18 protein-coding genes and 1 tRNA gene are annotated in these 19,573 nt (G+C 40.2%); 7 read left to right on the top strand and 12 right to left on the bottom strand.

Translation table 11 applies throughout. The features are described from left to right. Nucleotides 1–108: 108 nt before the first annotated feature. The 3 genes from IEE83_RS03180 to IEE83_RS03190 are packed head-to-tail and all read right to left on the bottom strand — an operon-like array spanning nucleotide 109 to nucleotide 1,541. On the bottom strand, nucleotides 109–507 hold the full coding sequence (locus IEE83_RS03180) for a barstar family protein (protein WP_194119181.1): 399 nt from the start codon (nucleotides 505–507) through the stop codon (nucleotides 109–111). Continuing rightward, nucleotides 500–979, bottom strand: coding sequence for a helix-hairpin-helix domain-containing protein (locus tag IEE83_RS03185; protein WP_194119182.1), 480 nt, complete (start codon nucleotides 977–979; stop codon nucleotides 500–502). Before IEE83_RS03185 ends, IEE83_RS03180 begins: the two co-directional genes overlap by 8 nt. A 7-nt stretch (nucleotides 980–986) precedes the next feature. Next, nucleotides 987–1,541 (bottom strand): REP-associated tyrosine transposase, encoded by a 555-nt coding sequence (locus IEE83_RS03190; RefSeq protein WP_194123276.1) that lies wholly within the window; start codon nucleotides 1,539–1,541, stop codon nucleotides 987–989. Nucleotides 1,542–2,350: 809 nt separating this feature from the next. Between IEE83_RS03190 and IEE83_RS03195 the strand changes: the two genes are divergently transcribed. After that, a complete protein-coding gene (locus IEE83_RS03195; RefSeq protein ID WP_228101661.1) occupies nucleotides 2,351–3,370 on the top strand; it encodes an SGNH/GDSL hydrolase family protein in 1,020 nt (339 codons plus the stop codon). A gap of 17 nt (nucleotides 3,371–3,387) precedes the next feature. Here IEE83_RS03195 and IEE83_RS03200 read toward each other — a convergent pair whose 3' ends face one another. Both IEE83_RS03200 and IEE83_RS03205 read right to left on the bottom strand, forming a co-directional pair. Next, nucleotides 3,388–3,894 (bottom strand): ankyrin repeat domain-containing protein, encoded by a 507-nt coding sequence (locus tag IEE83_RS03200; RefSeq protein WP_228101662.1) that lies wholly within the window; start codon nucleotides 3,892–3,894, stop codon nucleotides 3,388–3,390. A gap of 70 nt (nucleotides 3,895–3,964) precedes the next feature. Then, a complete protein-coding gene (locus IEE83_RS03205) occupies nucleotides 3,965–4,135 on the bottom strand; it encodes a hypothetical protein (protein WP_194119183.1) in 171 nt (56 codons plus the stop codon). Nucleotides 4,136–4,395: 260 nt separating this feature from the next. On the opposite strand from IEE83_RS03205, the gene IEE83_RS03210 reads away from it, so the two are divergent. From IEE83_RS03210 to IEE83_RS03220, 3 genes are all read left to right on the top strand, one after another. After that, nucleotides 4,396–4,776: a hypothetical protein gene (locus tag IEE83_RS03210; RefSeq protein WP_310588466.1), complete on the top strand. Its 381-nt coding sequence runs from the start codon at nucleotides 4,396–4,398 to the stop codon at nucleotides 4,774–4,776. Between the two features lie 100 nt (nucleotides 4,777–4,876). Next, complete coding sequence (locus tag IEE83_RS03215; RefSeq protein WP_194119184.1) at nucleotides 4,877–9,241, top strand: CusA/CzcA family heavy metal efflux RND transporter; 4,365 nt, start codon at nucleotides 4,877–4,879, stop codon at nucleotides 9,239–9,241. A gap of 8 nt (nucleotides 9,242–9,249) precedes the next feature. Beyond that, the gene (locus IEE83_RS03220) at nucleotides 9,250–10,401 is read left to right on the top strand and encodes an efflux RND transporter periplasmic adaptor subunit (protein WP_194119185.1); all 1,152 of its coding nucleotides are present in this window, start codon (nucleotides 9,250–9,252) and stop codon (nucleotides 10,399–10,401) included. Nucleotides 10,402–10,575: 174 nt separating this feature from the next. On the opposite strand, the gene IEE83_RS03225 is transcribed toward IEE83_RS03220, so the two are convergent. The 3 genes from IEE83_RS03225 to IEE83_RS03235 form a co-directional block, all read right to left on the bottom strand. Then, entirely contained in the window at nucleotides 10,576–11,499 is a 924-nt protein-coding gene (locus IEE83_RS03225) for a helix-turn-helix domain-containing protein (RefSeq protein ID WP_194119186.1), read from the bottom strand. Nucleotides 11,500–11,561: 62 nt separating this feature from the next. Then, the gene (locus IEE83_RS03230) at nucleotides 11,562–12,443 is read right to left on the bottom strand and encodes an SDR family NAD(P)-dependent oxidoreductase (RefSeq protein ID WP_194119187.1); all 882 of its coding nucleotides are present in this window, start codon (nucleotides 12,441–12,443) and stop codon (nucleotides 11,562–11,564) included. 207 nt (nucleotides 12,444–12,650) lie between these two features. After that, a complete protein-coding gene (locus IEE83_RS03235) occupies nucleotides 12,651–13,388 on the bottom strand; it encodes an SDR family oxidoreductase (protein ID WP_194119188.1) in 738 nt (245 codons plus the stop codon). A 254-nt stretch (nucleotides 13,389–13,642) separates the two neighbouring features. Here IEE83_RS03235 and IEE83_RS03240 point away from each other — a divergent pair, with 254 nt between their 5' ends. From IEE83_RS03240 to IEE83_RS32810, 3 genes are all read left to right on the top strand, one after another. Next, nucleotides 13,643–14,491, top strand: a complete 849-nt coding sequence (locus IEE83_RS03240; RefSeq protein ID WP_194119189.1) for a hypothetical protein — start codon at nucleotides 13,643–13,645, stop codon at nucleotides 14,489–14,491. A gap of 125 nt (nucleotides 14,492–14,616) precedes the next feature. Continuing rightward, the gene (locus IEE83_RS03245) at nucleotides 14,617–15,054 is read left to right on the top strand and encodes a VOC family protein (RefSeq protein WP_194119190.1); all 438 of its coding nucleotides are present in this window, start codon (nucleotides 14,617–14,619) and stop codon (nucleotides 15,052–15,054) included. Nucleotides 15,055–15,258: 204 nt separating this feature from the next. Next, nucleotides 15,259–15,435 carry a hypothetical protein gene (locus IEE83_RS32810; RefSeq protein ID WP_228101663.1) on the top strand — a complete coding sequence of 59 codons (177 nt, stop codon included), beginning with the start codon at nucleotides 15,259–15,261 and terminating at the stop codon, nucleotides 15,433–15,435. A 323-nt stretch (nucleotides 15,436–15,758) separates the two neighbouring features. Here IEE83_RS32810 and IEE83_RS03255 read toward each other — a convergent pair whose 3' ends face one another. From IEE83_RS03255 to eat, 4 genes are all read right to left on the bottom strand, one after another. Beyond that, entirely contained in the window at nucleotides 15,759–16,649 is an 891-nt protein-coding gene (locus tag IEE83_RS03255; protein WP_194119191.1) for a helix-turn-helix domain-containing protein, read from the bottom strand. Nucleotides 16,650–16,874: 225 nt separating this feature from the next. Beyond that, entirely contained in the window at nucleotides 16,875–17,444 is a 570-nt protein-coding gene (locus IEE83_RS03260; RefSeq protein WP_194119192.1) for a dihydrofolate reductase family protein, read from the bottom strand. 695 nt (nucleotides 17,445–18,139) lie between these two features. After that, nucleotides 18,140–18,212: transfer RNA gene (locus IEE83_RS03265), tRNA-Lys, on the bottom strand. A gap of 27 nt (nucleotides 18,213–18,239) precedes the next feature. Then, nucleotides 18,240–19,544, bottom strand: coding sequence for an ethanolamine permease (gene eat / locus IEE83_RS03270; protein ID WP_194119193.1), 1,305 nt, complete (start codon nucleotides 19,542–19,544; stop codon nucleotides 18,240–18,242). Nucleotides 19,545–19,573: the final 29 nt, after the last annotated feature.

Consider the following 19,573-nt stretch of genomic DNA (forward strand, 5'->3'; position numbering starts at 1 on the left):
GTTATTTCAAGCTTTTGATTTGACAATCAATTTTGAAGCTAAAAGGTCCATAGTTGTATTTTTCAAATGTGGATTTTTAGATACAGTTTATTAAGACAGGCATACATACTAATCTGTTAACCTGAGATCAATATTTTTATGATCTCTGAAAATCTCAACGATAATGTCACAAAGCACTGGCCCCTCGCCGTTTTTAAGTTCTGTCAGTTTCTCCTGGAAAAGGTTCACATTATAGGGATAGCCTTTATCTATTTTCATCTTATAAAGCTTCATCGTTTCTTCTAATCCAAGGTCCTTTTTGCTTTTTGAGAAATTTTCCCACAAAACAATAACTTTCTCTCCTGGATTATAAACACCAAAACCGCCGTAAAGAATATCGTTTAAGGCATCAAGGCTGTGTCCTATTTTCCAGTCAACATCCTTCATGAAGAGCCTGTTCATTTCTTCATAAAAACCGGCCAGGTCTGAGAAATTAGCAGCGTTTATGGTTATAGTATTATTATTCATTTTCGTTTAATGTTTCATGCCATGCTTTTTTGGGTCTTGTTTTTGGATAACCGTTTTCCAACCGAAATTTTTTTCGCTCCTCGGTAAAATTCCACCACATTTTTGTCACGTCATTAGTGTTGGCGTAATATACCGCCAATCGAAATTGGTCTTCTACACAAGGATCTGTCCAAAATCCCTTCTTTTGTTCATACTCATCCGTTAAGGTTGCTCCGTTTTTGTCTCTAAGTTCGTTCAGTGAATAATAACCCATAAAGACAAGATCTTCCGCAAACTTTATTCCGATTGATGGCACAGTTTGAAATTCTGCCAAAGCAAATATCTGTCTCGCACGTTTTGGCGATGCGTTTAATATTACTTCCAGTTCATCTGCTGAATAATTGAGAATTTCACTGATTTTTACTCTGCTTCTTTTTAAGTTTTGTTTTTCAATAGCAGTAAGCGGGAGTTTCAGGATCGTTTTAGTTTTCATATTCACTTTATATTAATTCTACATCAAGTAATCCTTTTTGATTATTCATATAATCTCTGGCCGATGAGTATCTGTATTCCCAAGGTTCATCTACCAATCCTGCCTTTACCGGATTTTCATGAATGTAAGTTAGTTTTTGATTAATAAATTTATTGCTAAATAATTCAATCGGATGGTTTTCCTGTTGCCAGAACTGGTAATTGGTGTTTTTGGAATTGGCTTCTCCCGCTTTGCGGAATATCCATAAGATCCAGTTTCTTCTGCTTTCTGGTAAGTTTTTATCCTCAATCTCAGCGATTATTTGTTTTGATGTATATTTCTTTAAGTCACGAAGAACATCTGAAGGGTGATGGCCTGATTTGGTTGAAATCATTAAATGAACATGATTTGACATTATACACCAGGCATGAATTATTAATCCCTTTTCCTTCTGACAATATCTTAAACTATTTAATAAAATATCAACATAGTTGCTCCTGGTAAATACGTCAACCCATTGAACAGTTGCGAAAGTTATAAAATGTAAAGCTTCCGGATTTTTAATTCTTCTTGCAAATGCCACATATTCTGATTTTTCTTCTGGACGTTGGCAATAAGATCCGGTCACAATTGTTGTGCGTAGTGTTCTTCGAACACTGCGTACTTCCAATAAATTACCGTTTGTAACGGTCTGTATTAAGTTTAATGGTTTTGAAGTATTTTCGAAAGCTTACCGTTACAAACGGTAAATTATTAAAATTCGTAGTTCAAACTACGAATAACGCGTTGTGCGTAGTGTTCTTCGAACACTGAGTACTTTCAATAAATGACCGTTTGTAACGGTCGGTATTAAGTATAATGATTTTGAAGCGTTTTCGGAAGCTTACCGTTACAAACGGTAAATTATTAAAATTCGTAGTTCAAACTACGAATAACGCGTTGTGCGTATTGTTCTTCGAACACTGCGTACCTCCAATAAGTGACCGTTTGTAACGGTCTTTAATAAGTTAATCGTTTTGAAGTGTTTTCGAAAGCTTACCGTTACAAACGGTAAATATTAAAATTCGTAGTTCAAACTACGAATAACGCGTTGTGCGTAGTGTTCTTCGAACACTGCCTACTTTCAATAAATGACCGTTTGTAACGGTCTATATTAAGTTTAATAGTTTTGAAGTATTTTCGAAAGCTTACCGTTACAAACGGTAAATTATTAAAATTCGTAGTTTGAACTACGAATAACGGCGAAAACTAACTTCAAACTACAAAAAACAACATCCGTAGAAAAATACAACAATTTACATTTATTAAAAGCCTGAAAATTCCCTTCAAGCTTACTGGAACGATTATTATAAAAGAAGGTTATCAGCATAATCCAATATTTCTTCCGAAAAAATGATCGAAGACAACTTGACTAACTCAGACATTACAAGTAAAGAAAATCTATTATCCCGCAGACGGTTTTTTCGCAATTCCGGAGCAGCAATTTTAACTACAACACTTTTATCGTCATGCAATGTTATAGATGATATTTTTCCGAAAAATGATAAGGAGGACCGCGATAAGACGCTGGCTTTTTTTGGTGACAGCCTGACTATTGGCGCGGGTGGTACTGCACCTTATGGTAATATTGTTGGCGCAGCCCTGGATGGAAGACCAGTGACAAGTGACGGAATTGTTGGTCAGATTGCATCGCGCATTGCCGTCAGGCAAGGAGGTGTGCCGCTTAAAATTTCTGTCGAAGGCAACAAACTGAATGGAATCCAGCCTGTAAAAATTACCAAACTTAGCAGTCAGTTTTTGTCGACGCCATCAAATAGTGATGAATACAGCAGAACAGGATCAGTTAATGGAGTACGGTGTACGATAAGAAGAAGTGCGATTACCGGACAGGACGATGTGTATACGATCACTCCTACAACAGTAAGTATAATAGATGTTGCGGCAGACTCCGAGTTTTTGCTCGAAGATGCAGCAAGACTTAAAACCGCAACGCAGATTTTATGGTATGGTCGCAACAATATTGGAAAAACGGGTGCCGAGGCGGAAATTATCTCTTCACTTGAAAGTTCAATAGCCTACATTACATTGCCAGCGCGATATGTTGTTCTGGGAGTTCTTATTGCTGCAAGCGAAAATAAAGGAACAGACAACTATAATCAGGCAGCCTCAATCAATGCCAGTTTGCTGGCTAAGTATAGTGACCGGTTTGTGGAAATGACTCCGCCGACGGACGCTGAAATGGCTGCGATTAGTTATAGTCCGACTGCTGATGATCTAAAAGATCTTGAAAATTTGAATTTTCCAAGAGGCATGCGAATGGATATAATCAATGATGATATCCACCTGAACGATAAAGGGTATCAAATTGTAGCTAACCGGGTTATTGAAAAGTTAAAAGCACTTAAATATTGATTGTTTCTGGCTGGTCGTTATTTACCTGATTTTGTTTCAATCAAGGCTATAATCTCTTTGCGATTTTTCGATTTGGCAAAATCCAGGGCAGATTTACCGTCATTTGATAGAAGATTTAAATCCGCGCCGGCATCTAAAAGCAGTTTGACAATTTCAATATTGCCTTGCCAAATGGCGTCATGCAGGGCTGTGTATCCATTATATGGCCCTTGTTTGTTGATATCAATATGATATTTTAATAAAAGTTTGACTGCCTCAGTTCTTCCGGCGTATGCGGCAGCATGTAAGGCTGTCGCTTTCATGCCCGGATCAACGGCTCGTACATCAGCGCCTGCTTCCAGTAATAATTGTACAATTTGGTTATAACCTTTGTAAGCTGCAATCACTAATGGAGAATCCTGGTTTTGATCTAACTCGTCAACATCAGCACCTTTTTGAATAAGTTGTTTTACGAGTGAAGTATCATTTTTGTTAATTGCATTCATCAAAGCCGTCATGTCGATTCCTTTTTTTAAGTCATTCAAACAGGGAAGTTTTACAATTTATTTGCTTCTGGGAAACGTCTGGAAATAATGTCTTTTGTCATTAAACCAATTATTCATAACCTTTAATTTTTGCCAAACTTCTTACCGACATCCAGTACAAAACGAGCGACAGTGGTATTAGAAGAAGCAAGCTTGTTGTAACATACTTGGCTACCATACCGGCAGTTATGGCAACTATCCAGATACTGAAAAAATATTTTGTCCAGGGAAGTTTTGACATGGCCTATGTTTTTGAACTATTGTGAGGAATTATATAAAAATAGTACAATCCGGATGAAGTATCAAGTCAGAGACAAATTTTAATTTGGTGCAGATATTCATCAACTCAAATTCTAGAATTTTCAAATTATAACAGGTTCAGATTATTTTGAAAGTAAATAATGTCAAGACGTAATACTAATAATCAAAGTTTATCATAATTAAAACCTTCTAATTGTATTTTTCTTTGTTATTCCGGGCACTGAGGCCTAAATTTATGGTGTGAAGAAACTGATTCGAAATATTATCCTGACCATCGTCATACTTGATACTACCTCATTGTATCAGATTATGAAAGTGCCGTCTTTGATCAGGCATTTCGTTGAACACAAATCGTTAAATCACAATATCGACTTTATAGATTATCTGGCAATGCATTACGGTGGTAAGGACATTGACGATGACGATGATGAAAAGGACATGCAGCTGCCCTTTAAGAAAGTCGAAAATACCCACGCAAATTTCCTTTTTATCTCCGGTACAGAAAGTTTTTCATTTGTCCGGTATGATCAGTTAACGATCAGGTCAAAATATGGGCCTGACAAACCCCAGTTGGATTACAGTACAACGCTGGGCTCTTTGTTCCGTCCGCCACGAGCATAAATATAATCTTATTGAAAGGGATTTGATCCCGTTTATCCGGTTGTGCATTTAAGCAATGTCTCGTCCGGTTCAATTTGTTTTGTATTTATTGTATTGAATCATGCTGAATAAAATTATCCAGTTCTCTGTGAAGAACAAACTGGTAATTGGGATTTTCATGCTGCTATGGATTGTCTGTGGCATCTATGAACTGACCCGCTTACCCGTAGATGCAGTTCCCGATATAACCAATAACCAGGTTCAGGTTATCACCACCGCTCCGTCGCTTGGCGCGGAAGATGTGGAGCGCCTGATCACTTTTCCCATTGAGCAGGCGATCAGCAACATTCCCGGATTGAAGGAAAGCCGAAGTATGTCAAGATTCGGTTTATCTTTGATTACGATTGTTTTTGAAGATGGATCGGATGTATACTGGGCTCGGCAGCAAGTTACCGAGCGTTTGGCGCAGGTTGAAATTGATCAGAATGCCAATAAACCACAGCTTGCTCCTGCCACAACAGGTCTGGGTGAAATTTATCAATACGTTGTCAAGCCAAAAGACGGGTATGAAAAGAAATATTCGCTGGCAGATTTGCGCACTACGCAGGACTGGATTATCAGAAGACAACTTTTGGGAACTCCCGGTGTGGCAGACGTATCCACTTTTGGAGGCGACTTAAAACAATATGAAGTAGCCGTGATTCCGGCAAATCTGAAAGCGCTGAATTTATCTATAAGTGATGTTTTTACTGCACTGAGCCGCAATAACCAGAATACTGGTGGTGCGTATATAGAGAAGGGTCCTTCGGTTTTGTACATCCGAAGTGTAGGTCTTGCCGGTTCTATGAGTGATATTGAAAAAATCGTTGTCAAAAATAATAGCAACGGAACGCCGGTACTGATCAGTCACATTGCGGAAGTTCGCCTTGGTTCAGCAATTCGGTATGGCGCATTGACAATGGCTGGGAAAGGCGAGCTATCCGGCGGAATTGTAATGATGCTTAAAGGAGGAAATTCCTCAGAGGTTATTAAAAATATAAAAGCCCGGGTTGCAGAAATTCAGAAAACACTTCCGGAAGGTCTGGAAATCGAACCATTTCTCGACAGGACCAAGATGGTAAACAATGCAATCGGGACTGTTGAGCATAATCTTGTTGAAGGTGCATTAATCGTTGTTTTGATACTGGTTATCTTTTTGGGAAATCTCAGAGCAGGACTGATTGTGGCCTCGGTAATTCCTTTGTCGATGCTTTTTGCCATCGCCATGATGAATCTATTTGGTGTAAGCGGAAACCTGATGAGTTTAGGTGCGCTGGATTTTGGTCTTATCGTTGATGGAGCTGTGATCATCGTGGAAGCCATTTTACATCACATGCATTTTTCCAAAAAGTATGCAAACGTTGACCGCGTTTCGCAGCAGGAAATGGATGTTGAAGTTTCCGGAGCCGCCTCTCGTATGATGAATGCAGCCGTTTTTGGACAGATCATTATCCTTATTGTTTACTTACCCATTCTTTCTCTTTCAGGAATTGAGGGAAAAATGTTTAAGCCAATGGCTCAGACGGTTGCTTTTGCAGTAACAGGTGCATTCATTCTGTCGCTGACCTATATTCCGATGATCAGCTCGATGGTCATCAGTAAAAAGATTTCCCATAAACCAAATATCTCTGACCGTATTATGAACCGTATAGAAAATGGTTATGCGAGGGCATTGTCCGGCGCATTACGGATAAAAAAAATAATGGTTTTATCGGCATTTACTCTTTTTGGTATTGCCGTCTTCCTGTTTATACAAATGGGTGGAGAATTTATTCCGCAGCTTGAAGAAGGTGATTTTGCAACGGAAACTAGGCTTCTTGTAGGCACCAACCTGAGTACTACCATCGATGCTTTCAACCGTATTTCGGAAAGGTTAAAATCTGAATATCCCGAGGTACTCAATATCGTATCCAGGATAGGAAGTGCAGAAATTCCAACGGATCCAATGCCTATTGAAGGTGGTGATATGATTATCGTTTTAAAAGATAAATCAGAATGGACAAGCGCGAAAACGTTCCCTGATCTTGCCAGTAAAATGGCGGCTTCTGCCCAGCAGGTGGTTCCGGGCGTAACAACAGGTTTTCAGTATCCTGTACAAATGCGTTTTAATGAGCTGATGACGGGTGCAAAACAGGATGTGGTTTGTAAGATATTCGGAGAAGATCTGGATAAACTCGCTGCCTATGCCGAGAAACTGGGAGATATTTCTAAAACAGTAAAAGGAACTGCGGACTGGTATGTCGAAAAAGTAACAGGAATGCCTCAGGTAGTGATTGAATTCAACCGTGATGAAATTGCCAAATATGGTATGAATATCGACGATATCAACCGTACAATAAACGCCGCTTTTGCAGGAGCCGCAGCGGGACAAATCTACGAAGGAGAGAAAAAGTTTGATCTTGTGGTACGCGTTGGCAACGAAGGTCGCCGTAATATTAACGACGTCCAGAATCTGCTTATTTCAACGCCATCAGGTATCCAGATACCTTTATATCAGGTAGCCAGTATACAGGAAATCGAAGGACCCAATCAAATTCAAAGAGAAAATACACGCAGAAGAATCATCGTCGGATTCAATGTGCGTGGAAGAGATGTACAGTCAATTGTGGAAGAGTTACAGAAAAAAGTGGATGCGCAACTCAAATTCGAAGCGGGATATACCATTACTTATGGTGGCGCGTTCGAAAATTTACAGCAGGCCAAGGCAAGGCTGATTATCGCCGTACCTGTTGCATTGTTGTTGATTTTCATTATGTTATACTTTGCTTTCTCATCGTTTAGAGACGGAGCACTGATTTATACAGCCATTCCTTTATCTGCTATTGGCGGAGTTTTTGGACTGGCGATCCGCGGAATGCCTTTCAGTATATCCGCAGGAGTAGGGTTTATCGCTCTTTTTGGTGTGGCTGTTCTTAATGGAATCGTGCTTCTTTCGGAATTTAACCGGATAAAAAAAGAAGGAATTATCACCGACGCATTAGAACTGATTATGACCGGAACACGCAACCGGCTCCGGCCTGTTCTGATGACTGCGGCGGTGGCTTCTCTTGGCTTTTTACCGATGGCTTTGAGTAATGGAGCTGGTGCAGAAGTGCAGAGACCTTTGGCCACTGTTGTTATCGGCGGGTTGATTACGGCAACGCTTCTTACACTTTTTGTTTTACCAGCACTTTACTTATTATTTGATCGTACTGTGAAAATTAACGGCATCAAACCTGCCCTGATCTTAGTTTTAATGTTTTTTGGCAGTCAGACTTTTGCACAAACGCAGCCAACACCTATTGATGTAGACGGAGCGGTGAAAATTGCTCTGGAAAATAATATTCAGGCACAAAGTTTCCGTTTAGGTGAACAGGCAGCAGAAAGATTGCAATCCAGTGCATTCGATATTGGTAAAACTACCATCAGTGCAGATTATGGAAAAGTGAATAGTATCAACAACGATACGAGGATCGGTATCAGCCAGACTATAAATTTTCCAAGCGTCTATTCCAATCAGCGAAAACTGTTGGGAGCCAATTTCCTCGCTTCAAAAGCTCATACAAAGCTTACCGAACAAGATATCAGAGCCGGAGTACGCCAGGCGTATTTTGATTATATCAATTTGGCTAAACGTCGGGAACTGCTGATGTATGCCGATAGCATTTACCGGCTTTTTGAGGCAAAATCAAATCTGCGTTTCGAAAAGGGGTCGGCAAATATTCTGGAAAAAACAGCAGCGGAGTCACGGCGACAGCAAATTACCAACCAGTTGAATTTAGTCAATAGTGATTTAATTATCTCAGCCAAACAATTTAATCTGTTTATTCAGGATACAAAGGAATACATTCCAACAACTTCAAATCCAAAGTTGCAGAATTCTTTCGTCACCCTCGATTCCGCCGTATCGCTGGAACAGCTTCCTTTGATTGAACTTGCCAGGCATCAACAGGATGCGGCAGAATATCGTTGGAAAACAGAAAAATCCCGGATGCTGCCTGATTTTACGCTCGGATATAGTAACCAGAGTCTGATTGGGACACAGCAGGTTGGCAGTCAGGAGTTATATTTTAATGGAAACAAACGTTTCAACTATATCAGTGCAGGCATTGGCATTCCAATTTTCTCCAAAGCGCAATCCGCTCGTATTTCTGCTGCCAAAATTGAATGGGAAAGAAACAGAAAACAAACTGATTTAGTCGAATTACAGCTTAAAACTGAACTTGCTAACGCAGTAAGTCAAGTACTAAAGTATCAGCAGAGTCTGCAATATTATGAACAGCAGGGATTGAAAAATGCTGATGTCATTATATCTGTATCGGACGAACAATTTCAAGGGGGAGACATTGATTTTCTGCAATGGGTGATCGTGGTAGACCAGGCAATCAATATCAGAAATGAATATATCAATGCTTTAAATAGCTATAACATGGCTGTAATACAATTGTTGAAGCTAAATAATTTATAGACAATACTATGAAAAAGTACATCATCATCATTTCGTTGGCGCTCCTGGTATGTGCGTGCAGCAGCGAACCAAAAACAGAAACCGCAGGAACTGAAAAAAAAGCACCGGATTCTACCAATCTTGAACAGGTTGTTTCTATGAATCAGGAGCAACTTAAAAGTGCAGACATTCAGGTAGGCACTCCGCAGCTTGAAAATATAAGTGGTACACTTTCACTTCAGGGTGCAATTGATGTCCCGCCTCAAAGTATGGTAAGCCTCAGCTTTCCTTTGGGAGGATATTTAAAATCCACCAAAATGCTGCCCGGTATGCATGTGAGAAAAGGCCAGGTACTGGCGGAGCTTGAAGATATGCAGTTCATCCAGCTTCAACAGGATTATCTTACAGCCAAAGAAAAGCTGCTTTTGTCAGAATCTGAATTTAACCGTCAGCGTGATCTGAATGCGAGCAAAGCCAGCAGCGATAAGGTTTTTCAGCAGGCTCGTGCCGAAATGGAAACGCAGAGAATACTGGCTAATGCGCTGAGTCAAAAACTGGAAGTAATAGGAATCGATCCTTCGAAGCTGAAAGCGGAAAAGATATCGAAAAGTGTCTTTATTGTTTCACCAATAAATGGTTTTGTTTCCAAAGTGAATGTAAACGTAGGCAAATATACTTCACCAACAGATATGCTATTTGAACTGGTTGATCCAAGTGATGTTCATTTAGTACTGAATGTTTTTGAGAAAGATTTGAACCTGATTTCCGTTGGCCAGCATGTTACGGCTTACACCAATAGTGATCCAGGCAAAAAGTTTCAGGCGGAAGTCATTCTGATTACAAAAAGCCTGGATCAGGACCGGATGGCGGAAGTGCATTGTCATTTCGAAAAATACAATCCGTCACTGGCGCCTGGAATGTTTATGAATGGAGAAGTTTCAGTTCAAAATAATAAGTCTTTGACCGTTCCCGAAGATGCATTGGTGCGTTGGGAAAATAAGTTTTATGTTTTCACAGAAAACGGGACGGGAAAATTTGAAATGATCCACGTAAAACCCGGTGTGATCAGCAACGGAAAACAGCAGATTGAGGCATCCGGTGTCGACGATCGAACGCGGCTTGTTGTTAAAAATGCATATGCCCTTTTGATGAAAATTAAAAATACGGAAAAGGAAGGCTGATTTTGAGGAAGAAATTCTTTAATGTAACAATTTAAAAATCAATCCGGTATGGGGCTTTTGAGAAACTTACTGGGTTGATTTTTTTACATAATTAATGTTTCATAACATTGATCGTAATCCCAATTTTCAAACCAAAAGATTTACAAGAAAACTTTCAGTACCGTTTTACCAAAATCAATTAAAGGATCGTCTGAATTCCAATGGCGAAAGATTTGTTTTTGTTTTAAATAATTTGCTGAATGATTGTGGATGTTCAAAACCCAGTTCGTAGGCAACTTCACTTATAGTAAGGCTGGTGGTAGATAATTTTTCCTTTGCTTTTTCTATAAGTTTTTGGTGAATGTGCTGCTGCGCATTCTGGCCGGTTAAAGAACGAAGCATATCGCTCAAATAACTGGAAGATATATTTAAATTTTCGGATAGAAATTGAACTGTTGGAATTCCTTCTTTTCCGGATATTTGATTGTCAAAATAATTGTCTAAAAGCTCTTCCAACTGCTGTAAAAGGCTATTGCTTGTTGCTTTGCGGGTAAGAAACTGACGTTTGTAAAAACGATTTGCATAATTCAGCAAAAGCTCAACCTGAGAAATCATCACATCCTGGCTAAATTCGTCTATCCTGCTGTTTAACTCATCATTCATGATATTAAATATGGACAGGATTACCGCTTTTTCCTGGTCTGAAAGATGTAACGCTTCGTTGGCAGAATAGGAAAAGAAACCATATTGCCTTATTTTTTTTGCCAAAGGATAATTCAGCAAGAAATCGGGATGTATCAGCAAAGTATACCGGGAACATTCGTCTGGCATAGTATCATGTTGGTTGCCAATGATTTGATTTGGAGCAGCAAATAAAAGTCCGCCTTCATCAAAATCGTAATAATCCTGGCCATATCTTAATTTCCCGCTGATCTTTGATTTATACGCAATTTTATAAAAAGTCAGCACATGCGAATGCCTCAGTTTGCTTGTTTCGACAGCTGTTTTAGCGTTATCTATCAGGCTGATCAATGGATGTAGCGGCTTTGGCAAACCAAAAGCCCGGTGCACGTCTGACAGAGAATTAAACTTGAATGGTGCCTCTTCTTCCTTTTTCATCTGGATTTTTAGATATAAATATAACCGATAGTATGAGACTATCGGTTATATCATTTTGCGTTCTATACCGATGTTCCCTGAGCTGCATTGGAGACAGATTCCCACTCTTCCCAAACTGCCATGCGCTCAGCGTAGGCTTTGCGTACCCAGGTTAAATTGTGACTGCCCAGAAAAAAGCGCAATGGAGGATTTTCGGAATCTACAATCCTGAAAATGGCCTCAGGGGTGGCCTCCGGATTTCCTCTTTCCTGGTCTCTGATACTTCCTATAAACTCCGTCTTGAAATCCTGGTAAATATCCATTCCGTTTGCAAATTTTAAAGATTCCTGACTGCCGAATTCCGTTGCATACGCGCCAGGTTCAATAATCGTCACTTTGATTCCAAATGGTTTGACCTCCGCAGCAAGACTTTCATGAATTGCTTCAAAAGCCCATTTGGAAGAACAATAGTAACCGATTACCGGTAGCACCACCTGTCCCAGGTTACTGGAAGTACCAAGAATATGGCCGCCTCCTTGTTTCCTAAGCAGAGGTAATGCTGCCTTGATAACGGCAAGCGGTCCAAAAACGTTTGTATTATACAGCGCCTGAACTTCTTCTGCACTGGCTTCCTCGATCGTACCTACAAGGGAATAACCTGCATTGTTCAGTACGATATCCAGTCTTCCGAAGTGTGCGTGCGCTTCTGCAACGGCTGATTCTACTTGTTCATTTTTAGTAACATCAAGTTCCAGGGTCAATACATTTGCGCCGTATTTTTCTTTGAGATCGGCAATACTGTCCAGTGAACGTGCTGTTGCTGCAACTTTATCACCACGTTTAAGCGCGGCATCGGCCCAAACCCGGCCAAAACCACGGGATGCTCCTGTAATGAACCAAACTTTATTTGATGCGGCAGGAGTTGACAAAGAACCTGCATCTGAAATTTCATTTTGATATGCCATAATATTGAATTTTAATTTGGTATATCAAATGTCGGCAGATGCGAATTCCTATCTTTAGCCTAATTGAGGGCATTCGTAGTCTAAATGAGAAAGTCTGTCTGATTCTTGAAATTGAATAGGTAATCAGAATGAAAGTTTGCCAGGTTGAAACGTAAAATCCTGCCCGGTAACCGGACAGGATTTTACGTTTTTTTAAATGGTTTTTTATTACCAGGGACTCACACCCGTTTCCGGATTATTGTCGTCGCTGAAAAACTGGCTTGTAGGTCCGTCGGCTGATAATGTGGCAGCTTTTACCAATCTGGCCGCCGCGTCTTCGACAGTTCCGGGACCATTGTGATGATTGAAATCTGTGGCGGTGTATCCCGGATCAACAACGTTTACTTTGAAAGCTGTATCGCGCAGCTCGTAGGCGAGCACGATTGTGTAGGCATTCAATGCTGCTTTTGAAGCGGTATAAACTGCGCCTTTAACCTGATAATATTTCCAGTTTGGATCATTATGCAGTGTTAAAGAGCCCAAGCCTGACGTTACATTGACAATCCGTGGCTCTGATGATTTTTTTAACATGTCAAGAAATGCCTGGGTTGTTTCAATAGCTCCGAAAAAGTTGGTCTCAAAAACCTGGCGAAAAATATTGATATCTGCGTCAGCAGCTGTTTGCGGAAAACCTCCGCTGATGCCTGCATTGTTGATCAGCACATCAAGCGATTCAATTTTACTGCCGAGTGTTTGGCGTGCAGCTTTGATAGAGTCACCATTATCGACATCAATAACAATAGACTCAACATTTTCATGTCCTTCTGCTTTTAGCTGTCCAACAGCCAGCTCGCCTTTCTGCTGATCGCGACTTCCAATGTATACAAAATAGCCCAATTGCAGCAACTGTCGGGCGGATTCAAAGCCAATACTTTTATTAGCACCTGTGATCAATACGGTTTTCATAGTTCATCTGTTTATGTTGAGACAAAATTAGATTGTCTGGAATTGGTAAATGGTACAAATTGCGCAGGATCACTGGTACATTTCGCAGGTTTTTTCGGGCGGGAATCATTCTATGTAGTGTTTGTCAATAGAAATAGATTTTTTAAGTAAAATGCGGATAGATATTACTTTTTACCAATAGAATTACTTTTCATTGTAATTCACTGATTGGTTGAGAATGGGAAATTCTGAAAGACCGACACGACACAGAGATTATGGGCGCCTGGGGAACATCAATATCTTCTAACGACACTTATGCTGACATTTACAGTGATTTTTACGAGTTATATAATGAAGGATTTGAGGTTGCAAAAATTTCACAGAAGTTAATTGCTGCCAATAAAAAGACAATTAAAGATGTTGATGATTGCAATAACTTTTGGTTTGCCCTGGCAAGAGCACAATGGGAATGCAAACAACTTGACAATAACGTTTTTGAACGAGTAAAAAAAGTTATTGAAACAGGTGGAGATCTTGAAGTTTGGCGACAACTGGACGCGGATGATCGGGATTTAAAAAAGAGAAAAGTCGCTCTGGATAAATTTCTTGCGGAGTTGCAAACAGAAAAACCAAAAGCTAAAGCGCGGAAAAAAGTAATCATTCGCCAACCGGTTTTTGAAAAGGGTGACTGTCTTACTTTTAGATTTGAAAATGGGAATTATGGAGGCGCAGTTGTTTTGGAAGCAATTAGAGGCAGTGCACACCCGTACAATCTCATCGCCACAACAAGAATTAATCAATCAATTAAACCTGCCAAAAATGACTTTCAAAATGCAGAACTACTGATAACAAATTTTGCTAATTTGGGGTATAAGCCAGTTGTTCAGTGGTATAACACAGCAAGGCATAAAAAAAAGGCACATTTAGTTGAGAAGATTGATACAATTGAGGTTCAAATAGATTATGACATAAATAAATCTACGTTTGGTTTTGTTGGTGATTTTGAAATTTGGGTAATACAAATTGCTGATCGGCAATTAAATTCAGAAGAGACAAAACCAGGCTCGAACGTCAAACAAACTGTAAAAGAACTGACAAAGAAAAATAAGTGGAAAATATGGTGAAGGTTGAGGAAATATAGGACGCGTGGATCATGATCAAGAATGTAAATTTTATTGACGTAATTCTTTTATGAAATTTTGCGCTCAGCAATTTGAAAAATAAACAAAAACAAACCAATCTATAAATCATGGCACTCATCAATCCGCACATCAACTTCAACGGCAATGCCGAAGAAGCATTCAATTTTTACAAATCCGTATTTGGCGGAGAGTTCGCAACGATTGTCCGTTTCAAGGAAATGTCAAGTCCTGAACATCCGATTGCGGAAAGTGAAGAAAACAAGATCATGCACATCGCGCTGCCAATCGGGCAAAACGTCCTAATGGGCAATGACGTTCCGGAGTTTATGGGACGAGTTGATGAAAATGAAAACAGGTCAAAAATATCCATCAGCGCAGAAAGCCGTGAAGAGGCCGACAAATTATTCAATGGACTTTCAGCAGGCGGAAGTGTTGAAGTACCGATCGATGATAGCCCCTGGGGGTCTTATTTTGCCATGTTCAGAGACAAATACGGCATTGAATGGATGGTGGATTTTGACCCAAAGTACCAGGGGAAAGTATAAGCGGAGAACAATAATTTTATGGATATAAAAGAAGAAATCGAAGCATATATTACCAGTCAGCCTTAAAAAAAGCGCAGTGACATGCAAGCGTTGCACGGTATCATTCTGGATATAATGCCAGATTGTAAATTGTGGTTTCTGGATGGTAAAAACAGTGAAAATAAAGTTGTTTGAAATCCAAATGTCGGATATGGATTTCAAACGATGAAATACGCTGATGGCAAAACGGGAGATTTCTACCAGATTGGTATGAGCGCAAACAAATCCGGGATTTCTGTTTACATTCTGGGCATTGAAGATAAGAAATACCTCTCCGACGCCTATGGTCAAAAACTGGGCAAGGCGAGTGTGACCGGCTATTGTATAATTTCAAAACGCTGAAAGATATAAATATTAATGTACTTGAAGAGGCCATACGATATGGCCTTGAAGCATCGAATTAAGTAACGTATCAGGTCAATACAAAGCACAATAGAATCTCGGCCTCTGGCAATTCTAAACTCAATCAGATTGTCAGAGGCCAACATTTTTTAGAATTCACTTTCTCTTATCAATTTATAAAGTCTGATTTTAGCGGGTCAAATTTTTATATTTCTTCTAAAACAATTCGTCATGTCCGACCTGACATTTTTCAGTCACTGATCCCAACGGTTACCGCCTCTTTTTTGGGCGACCGAACTAGGATGTGATATAAACACTCAGGATCACTGATACATTTCTCTGGTAAGTGCCCTATACTCCGCCGGTGTCAGTCCTGTTTCCCTTTTGAAAAAACGGCTGAAATACGAAGCGTCCGAAAAACCCAGATCAAAACCGATTTCTTTTAGAGAATATTCTGTGTGAAACAGCATACGCCTCGCTTCAAGTACCATGCGTTCCTGAATGTGTGCGATGGCAGGTTTACCACTCTGGGTTTTGATCACATCCCTCAAATGGCCCGGAGAAACGTAAAGCAAAGCTGCATATTCGCTTACCTGATGTATTTCCCGGAAGTTTACTTCAATGGCTGCTTGATATTTTTTCAGCAAGGATTTGTCATTTGAAGGCGTGAAACTTTCGTACTGCTCGTTATAAACCCGGCTCAGATACGTCAGCAGCAGCGTCAGGGAAGCGGTTATCATTTTTTGCTGCCACTCACCAGGTTCATCGAATTCCTTCTGCATTTTTGCCAGCATATCCTCAACGAAAGCGACGTTAGCCTCCGATAACTGCAATTCGCTGGCATTTTGCACATTAAGAACGATTGGCAACCGGGCCAGTGAAACATTGTCGTGCAGTGCAAGGAATTCTTTATCGAATGCCAGTGCAGTGCCCCACATACATTTTGGTTCTTCTTTCACAACCACCCGGTTGGGCCCCATAAAATATAATGTGTTGTCTCTGGTTTCATGTGAAGTCATATCGAGCCAGAAACGGGCACCACCACGACGGGCAAATACAAACAGATAATAATCTTTTCTATGCGGAACAAGCAGCTCCGACTGGTGCGGCCGCACACCTTCAAAATGTTTCATACTGAACAATTTACCGGGCAGAACCGGATCATGTTCCAGTGAAAAAACAGGTACTTCCTGATCGCTTTTGATTGTATTCATGGTTAAATGTACGGAATCCGGGGGAATTTCAGTACAAAGAATATGAATGATTAAATTGGATCAGACATTGTACTTTTATCATAGTTATAAAATGAATTTTAATCTCAATATTCCGATAAACTATGTGATAGACCAGTTCGAATTTTAACCGGATTTTCAGCATAAAAATCTCATGAGTATATTATCCAATCGGTTATCAAGCCCCCACTTTTCCCCGATAAAGTCTTAAACTTTAAGCGCACCAACATGTTTGTAAGTATTTATGAGCACGCCCGTGGTAGTAACCTTGCTGCTTACGAAAGCAAGTTCGCGCGCATAAACAATGTCTGAAAAAAAGCGTTTGCCCTTACCCAGCAAAACCGGATATGTAATTAGCACAACTTCGTCAATCAATCCCTGATCCAGCAATATAGATGTCAGTGTTGAACTTCCCCAGAGGATAATATCAGGACCATCCGCAGCCTTAATTTTGCGAACACCTTCAACGATATCCGTTCCCAGTTCTTCAACCGGTCCCCATTCCAGACTTTCCGGGCGGTGGGTAGCAATATATTTAGTTGCAGCATTAATTCCGTTTGCTATCGGGGTATTGCCTGCATAAGGCCAGTAAGCCGCCCAGATATCATAGGTAACGCGGCCAAGCAATAAGTCAAAAGCGCTGCCATGTGACTCCATAACGGCTTCCAAACCTGCCGGACTTCTGTATGGTGCTGTCCAGTTATCATATGCATATCCTTCTCCCTGCTCGATGATCCCATCCAGCGAAACATGTTCCATAATCTTGATCTTTCTCATTTTGCTTTTGGTTTTAGGTTTATGCAAAATTAAGCCGGATGGAAGAATTGGGGAAGGGGGGATTGTGACAATGTTGGGGAGGATTTGCGGCAAGGGGTAACCTATACCGACAATTCTCCTAAAAAACGTTATTTGCAACTGAGGGATACTTATGGCTTTCCGGTTTCTAGCACCAACAAGTTTTTGGGAATTGGTGATTTAGCAGAGTTGTTAATCACGTTGGAAGAAATTTCTTCTGAGAAGTCTGAATCAATTTTGACAAACAAAGATAAAAGAAGCATAACTTCTATTAAACCCTATTGTCCATAAAAGTTTTTGTATTCTCTCGATAGCAGTTGAGGTGAGGCTCATGAATGGCTAATTTGCTAAACAAATCAAAGTGCGGAATACAAGGCCTGGTTTTAACAACAGTTTTTTGTTTAGGAACTGGTGGCAGTAAATAAAGTATTTGGTAGACATACATAATGCCTCATGCATTATGAAGGCATTGAAATTCCTCCAATGTAAATGTTTCGCTTATACCGCACCTGAAAACTAATCATTGAATACTAATCAGGACAAAGGCTAATTCTATTTAGGTCACAACTTGTTAAAAGAGAAGAATTGCGGCTAAATAAATATATTTTAATTAGTAATAAGTTGATAAATATTAAAAAACGGGTTAAATCAGCCATTTTCTGATTTAACCCGTTGGGTGACCCCGGAGAGAATCGAACTCTCGACCCAATGATTAAGAGTCATTTGCTCTACCAGCTGAGCTACGGAGTCGGACGATTTGTCCAAGTTACATATAATTCAATTCAAAATTTTATGTTTTCCGGAAGCGACAAAGATTCCAACAACTATTATCAGTCCGCCAAAAAACCACAGACTCAAAACAAGATTGTAATAAACAATTGCGATCAGGCAAATGGCAGATAAAAGGAGAGCCAGTGCCGGGAAATAGGGATATGCAGGAACAACAAATGGACGTTCCAGATGAGGTTCTTTTTTTCTCAGTGCAAACAAGGCAGCCATACTGATTATGTACATCACAACTGCTCCCAGCGCTGCAATGATAATTACCTGATCCGTAGTACCAAGGCTCAAAGCAACACATCCGATTATTCCACCGGTAAGAAGTGCCCAGTGTGGAGTCTGGAATTTTGAATTAACCTGGCCTAAAAAAGAAGGTAAATAACCACTTCTTGCCAAAGCAAAAATCTGTCTTGAAAACCCGATGATCGTTCCATGAAAGGAGGCGATCAAACCAAATAAACCTAAACTGGCAAACAATTGTGTCCAGCTGCTGTCTCTTCCCAAAACAATGCCCAACGCAGCCGGAAGAGGATAATCTATGGTACTTAAAAATTTCCAATTCGTCACGCCACCGGTGAAAATCATTACAGCCAACGCCAGAATTACCAGTGTAAGAATTCCATAAATGTAGCCTCTTGAAATGGTTCTTTTCGGATCTTCAACTTCTTCCGCAACCATCGCTACACCTTCGATTGCCAGATAAAACCAGATTGCAAAAGGAAGCGCAGCAAATACGCCCTGCCAACCAAACGGCATTGGGTCGGTGACAAATGTTTCGTAGGAAAAATGAGGTGCGACAATGCCAACATACAAAAGCAATTCTCCAACAGCGAGCAGTGTTACAATTAGCGAAAATAGTGCTGATTCCTTGATTCCGAACATGTTAATGGCGATGAAAATAACATAACAGGCAAAAGCGGTTTCAAGGACTGTAATATCAGGGTATAAAAAATGTGCGTAACTGCCCAAAGCAAAAGCGATGGCAGGCGGCGTAATCAAAAATTCAATCAATGTCGCATATCCGGCTATCAAACCGCCCCACCAGCCAAAGGCGCGGTGTGCATAAGAAAAAGGACCTCCCGCTTGTGGAATTGATGTTGTAAGTTCTGTGAAGCTGAAAATAAAGGTTACATACATGATCGTAACCAGCAGCGTAGCTATTAAAAAACCGATTGTTCCTGAAACTCCCCAACCATAATTCCAGCCAAAATATTCTCCGGAAATAACAAGTCCAACTGCGATTGCCCAAAGATGTATGGGTTTTAAAACTTTTTTAAGTGCAACAACCTGATCTGTGGACATGTAAAAGGAGTGGGTTAAGTGAAGTCTTC

This window comes from Dyadobacter subterraneus, from assembly GCF_015221875.1.
Taxonomy (GTDB): Bacteria; Bacteroidota; Bacteroidia; order Cytophagales; family Spirosomataceae; genus Dyadobacter; species Dyadobacter subterraneus.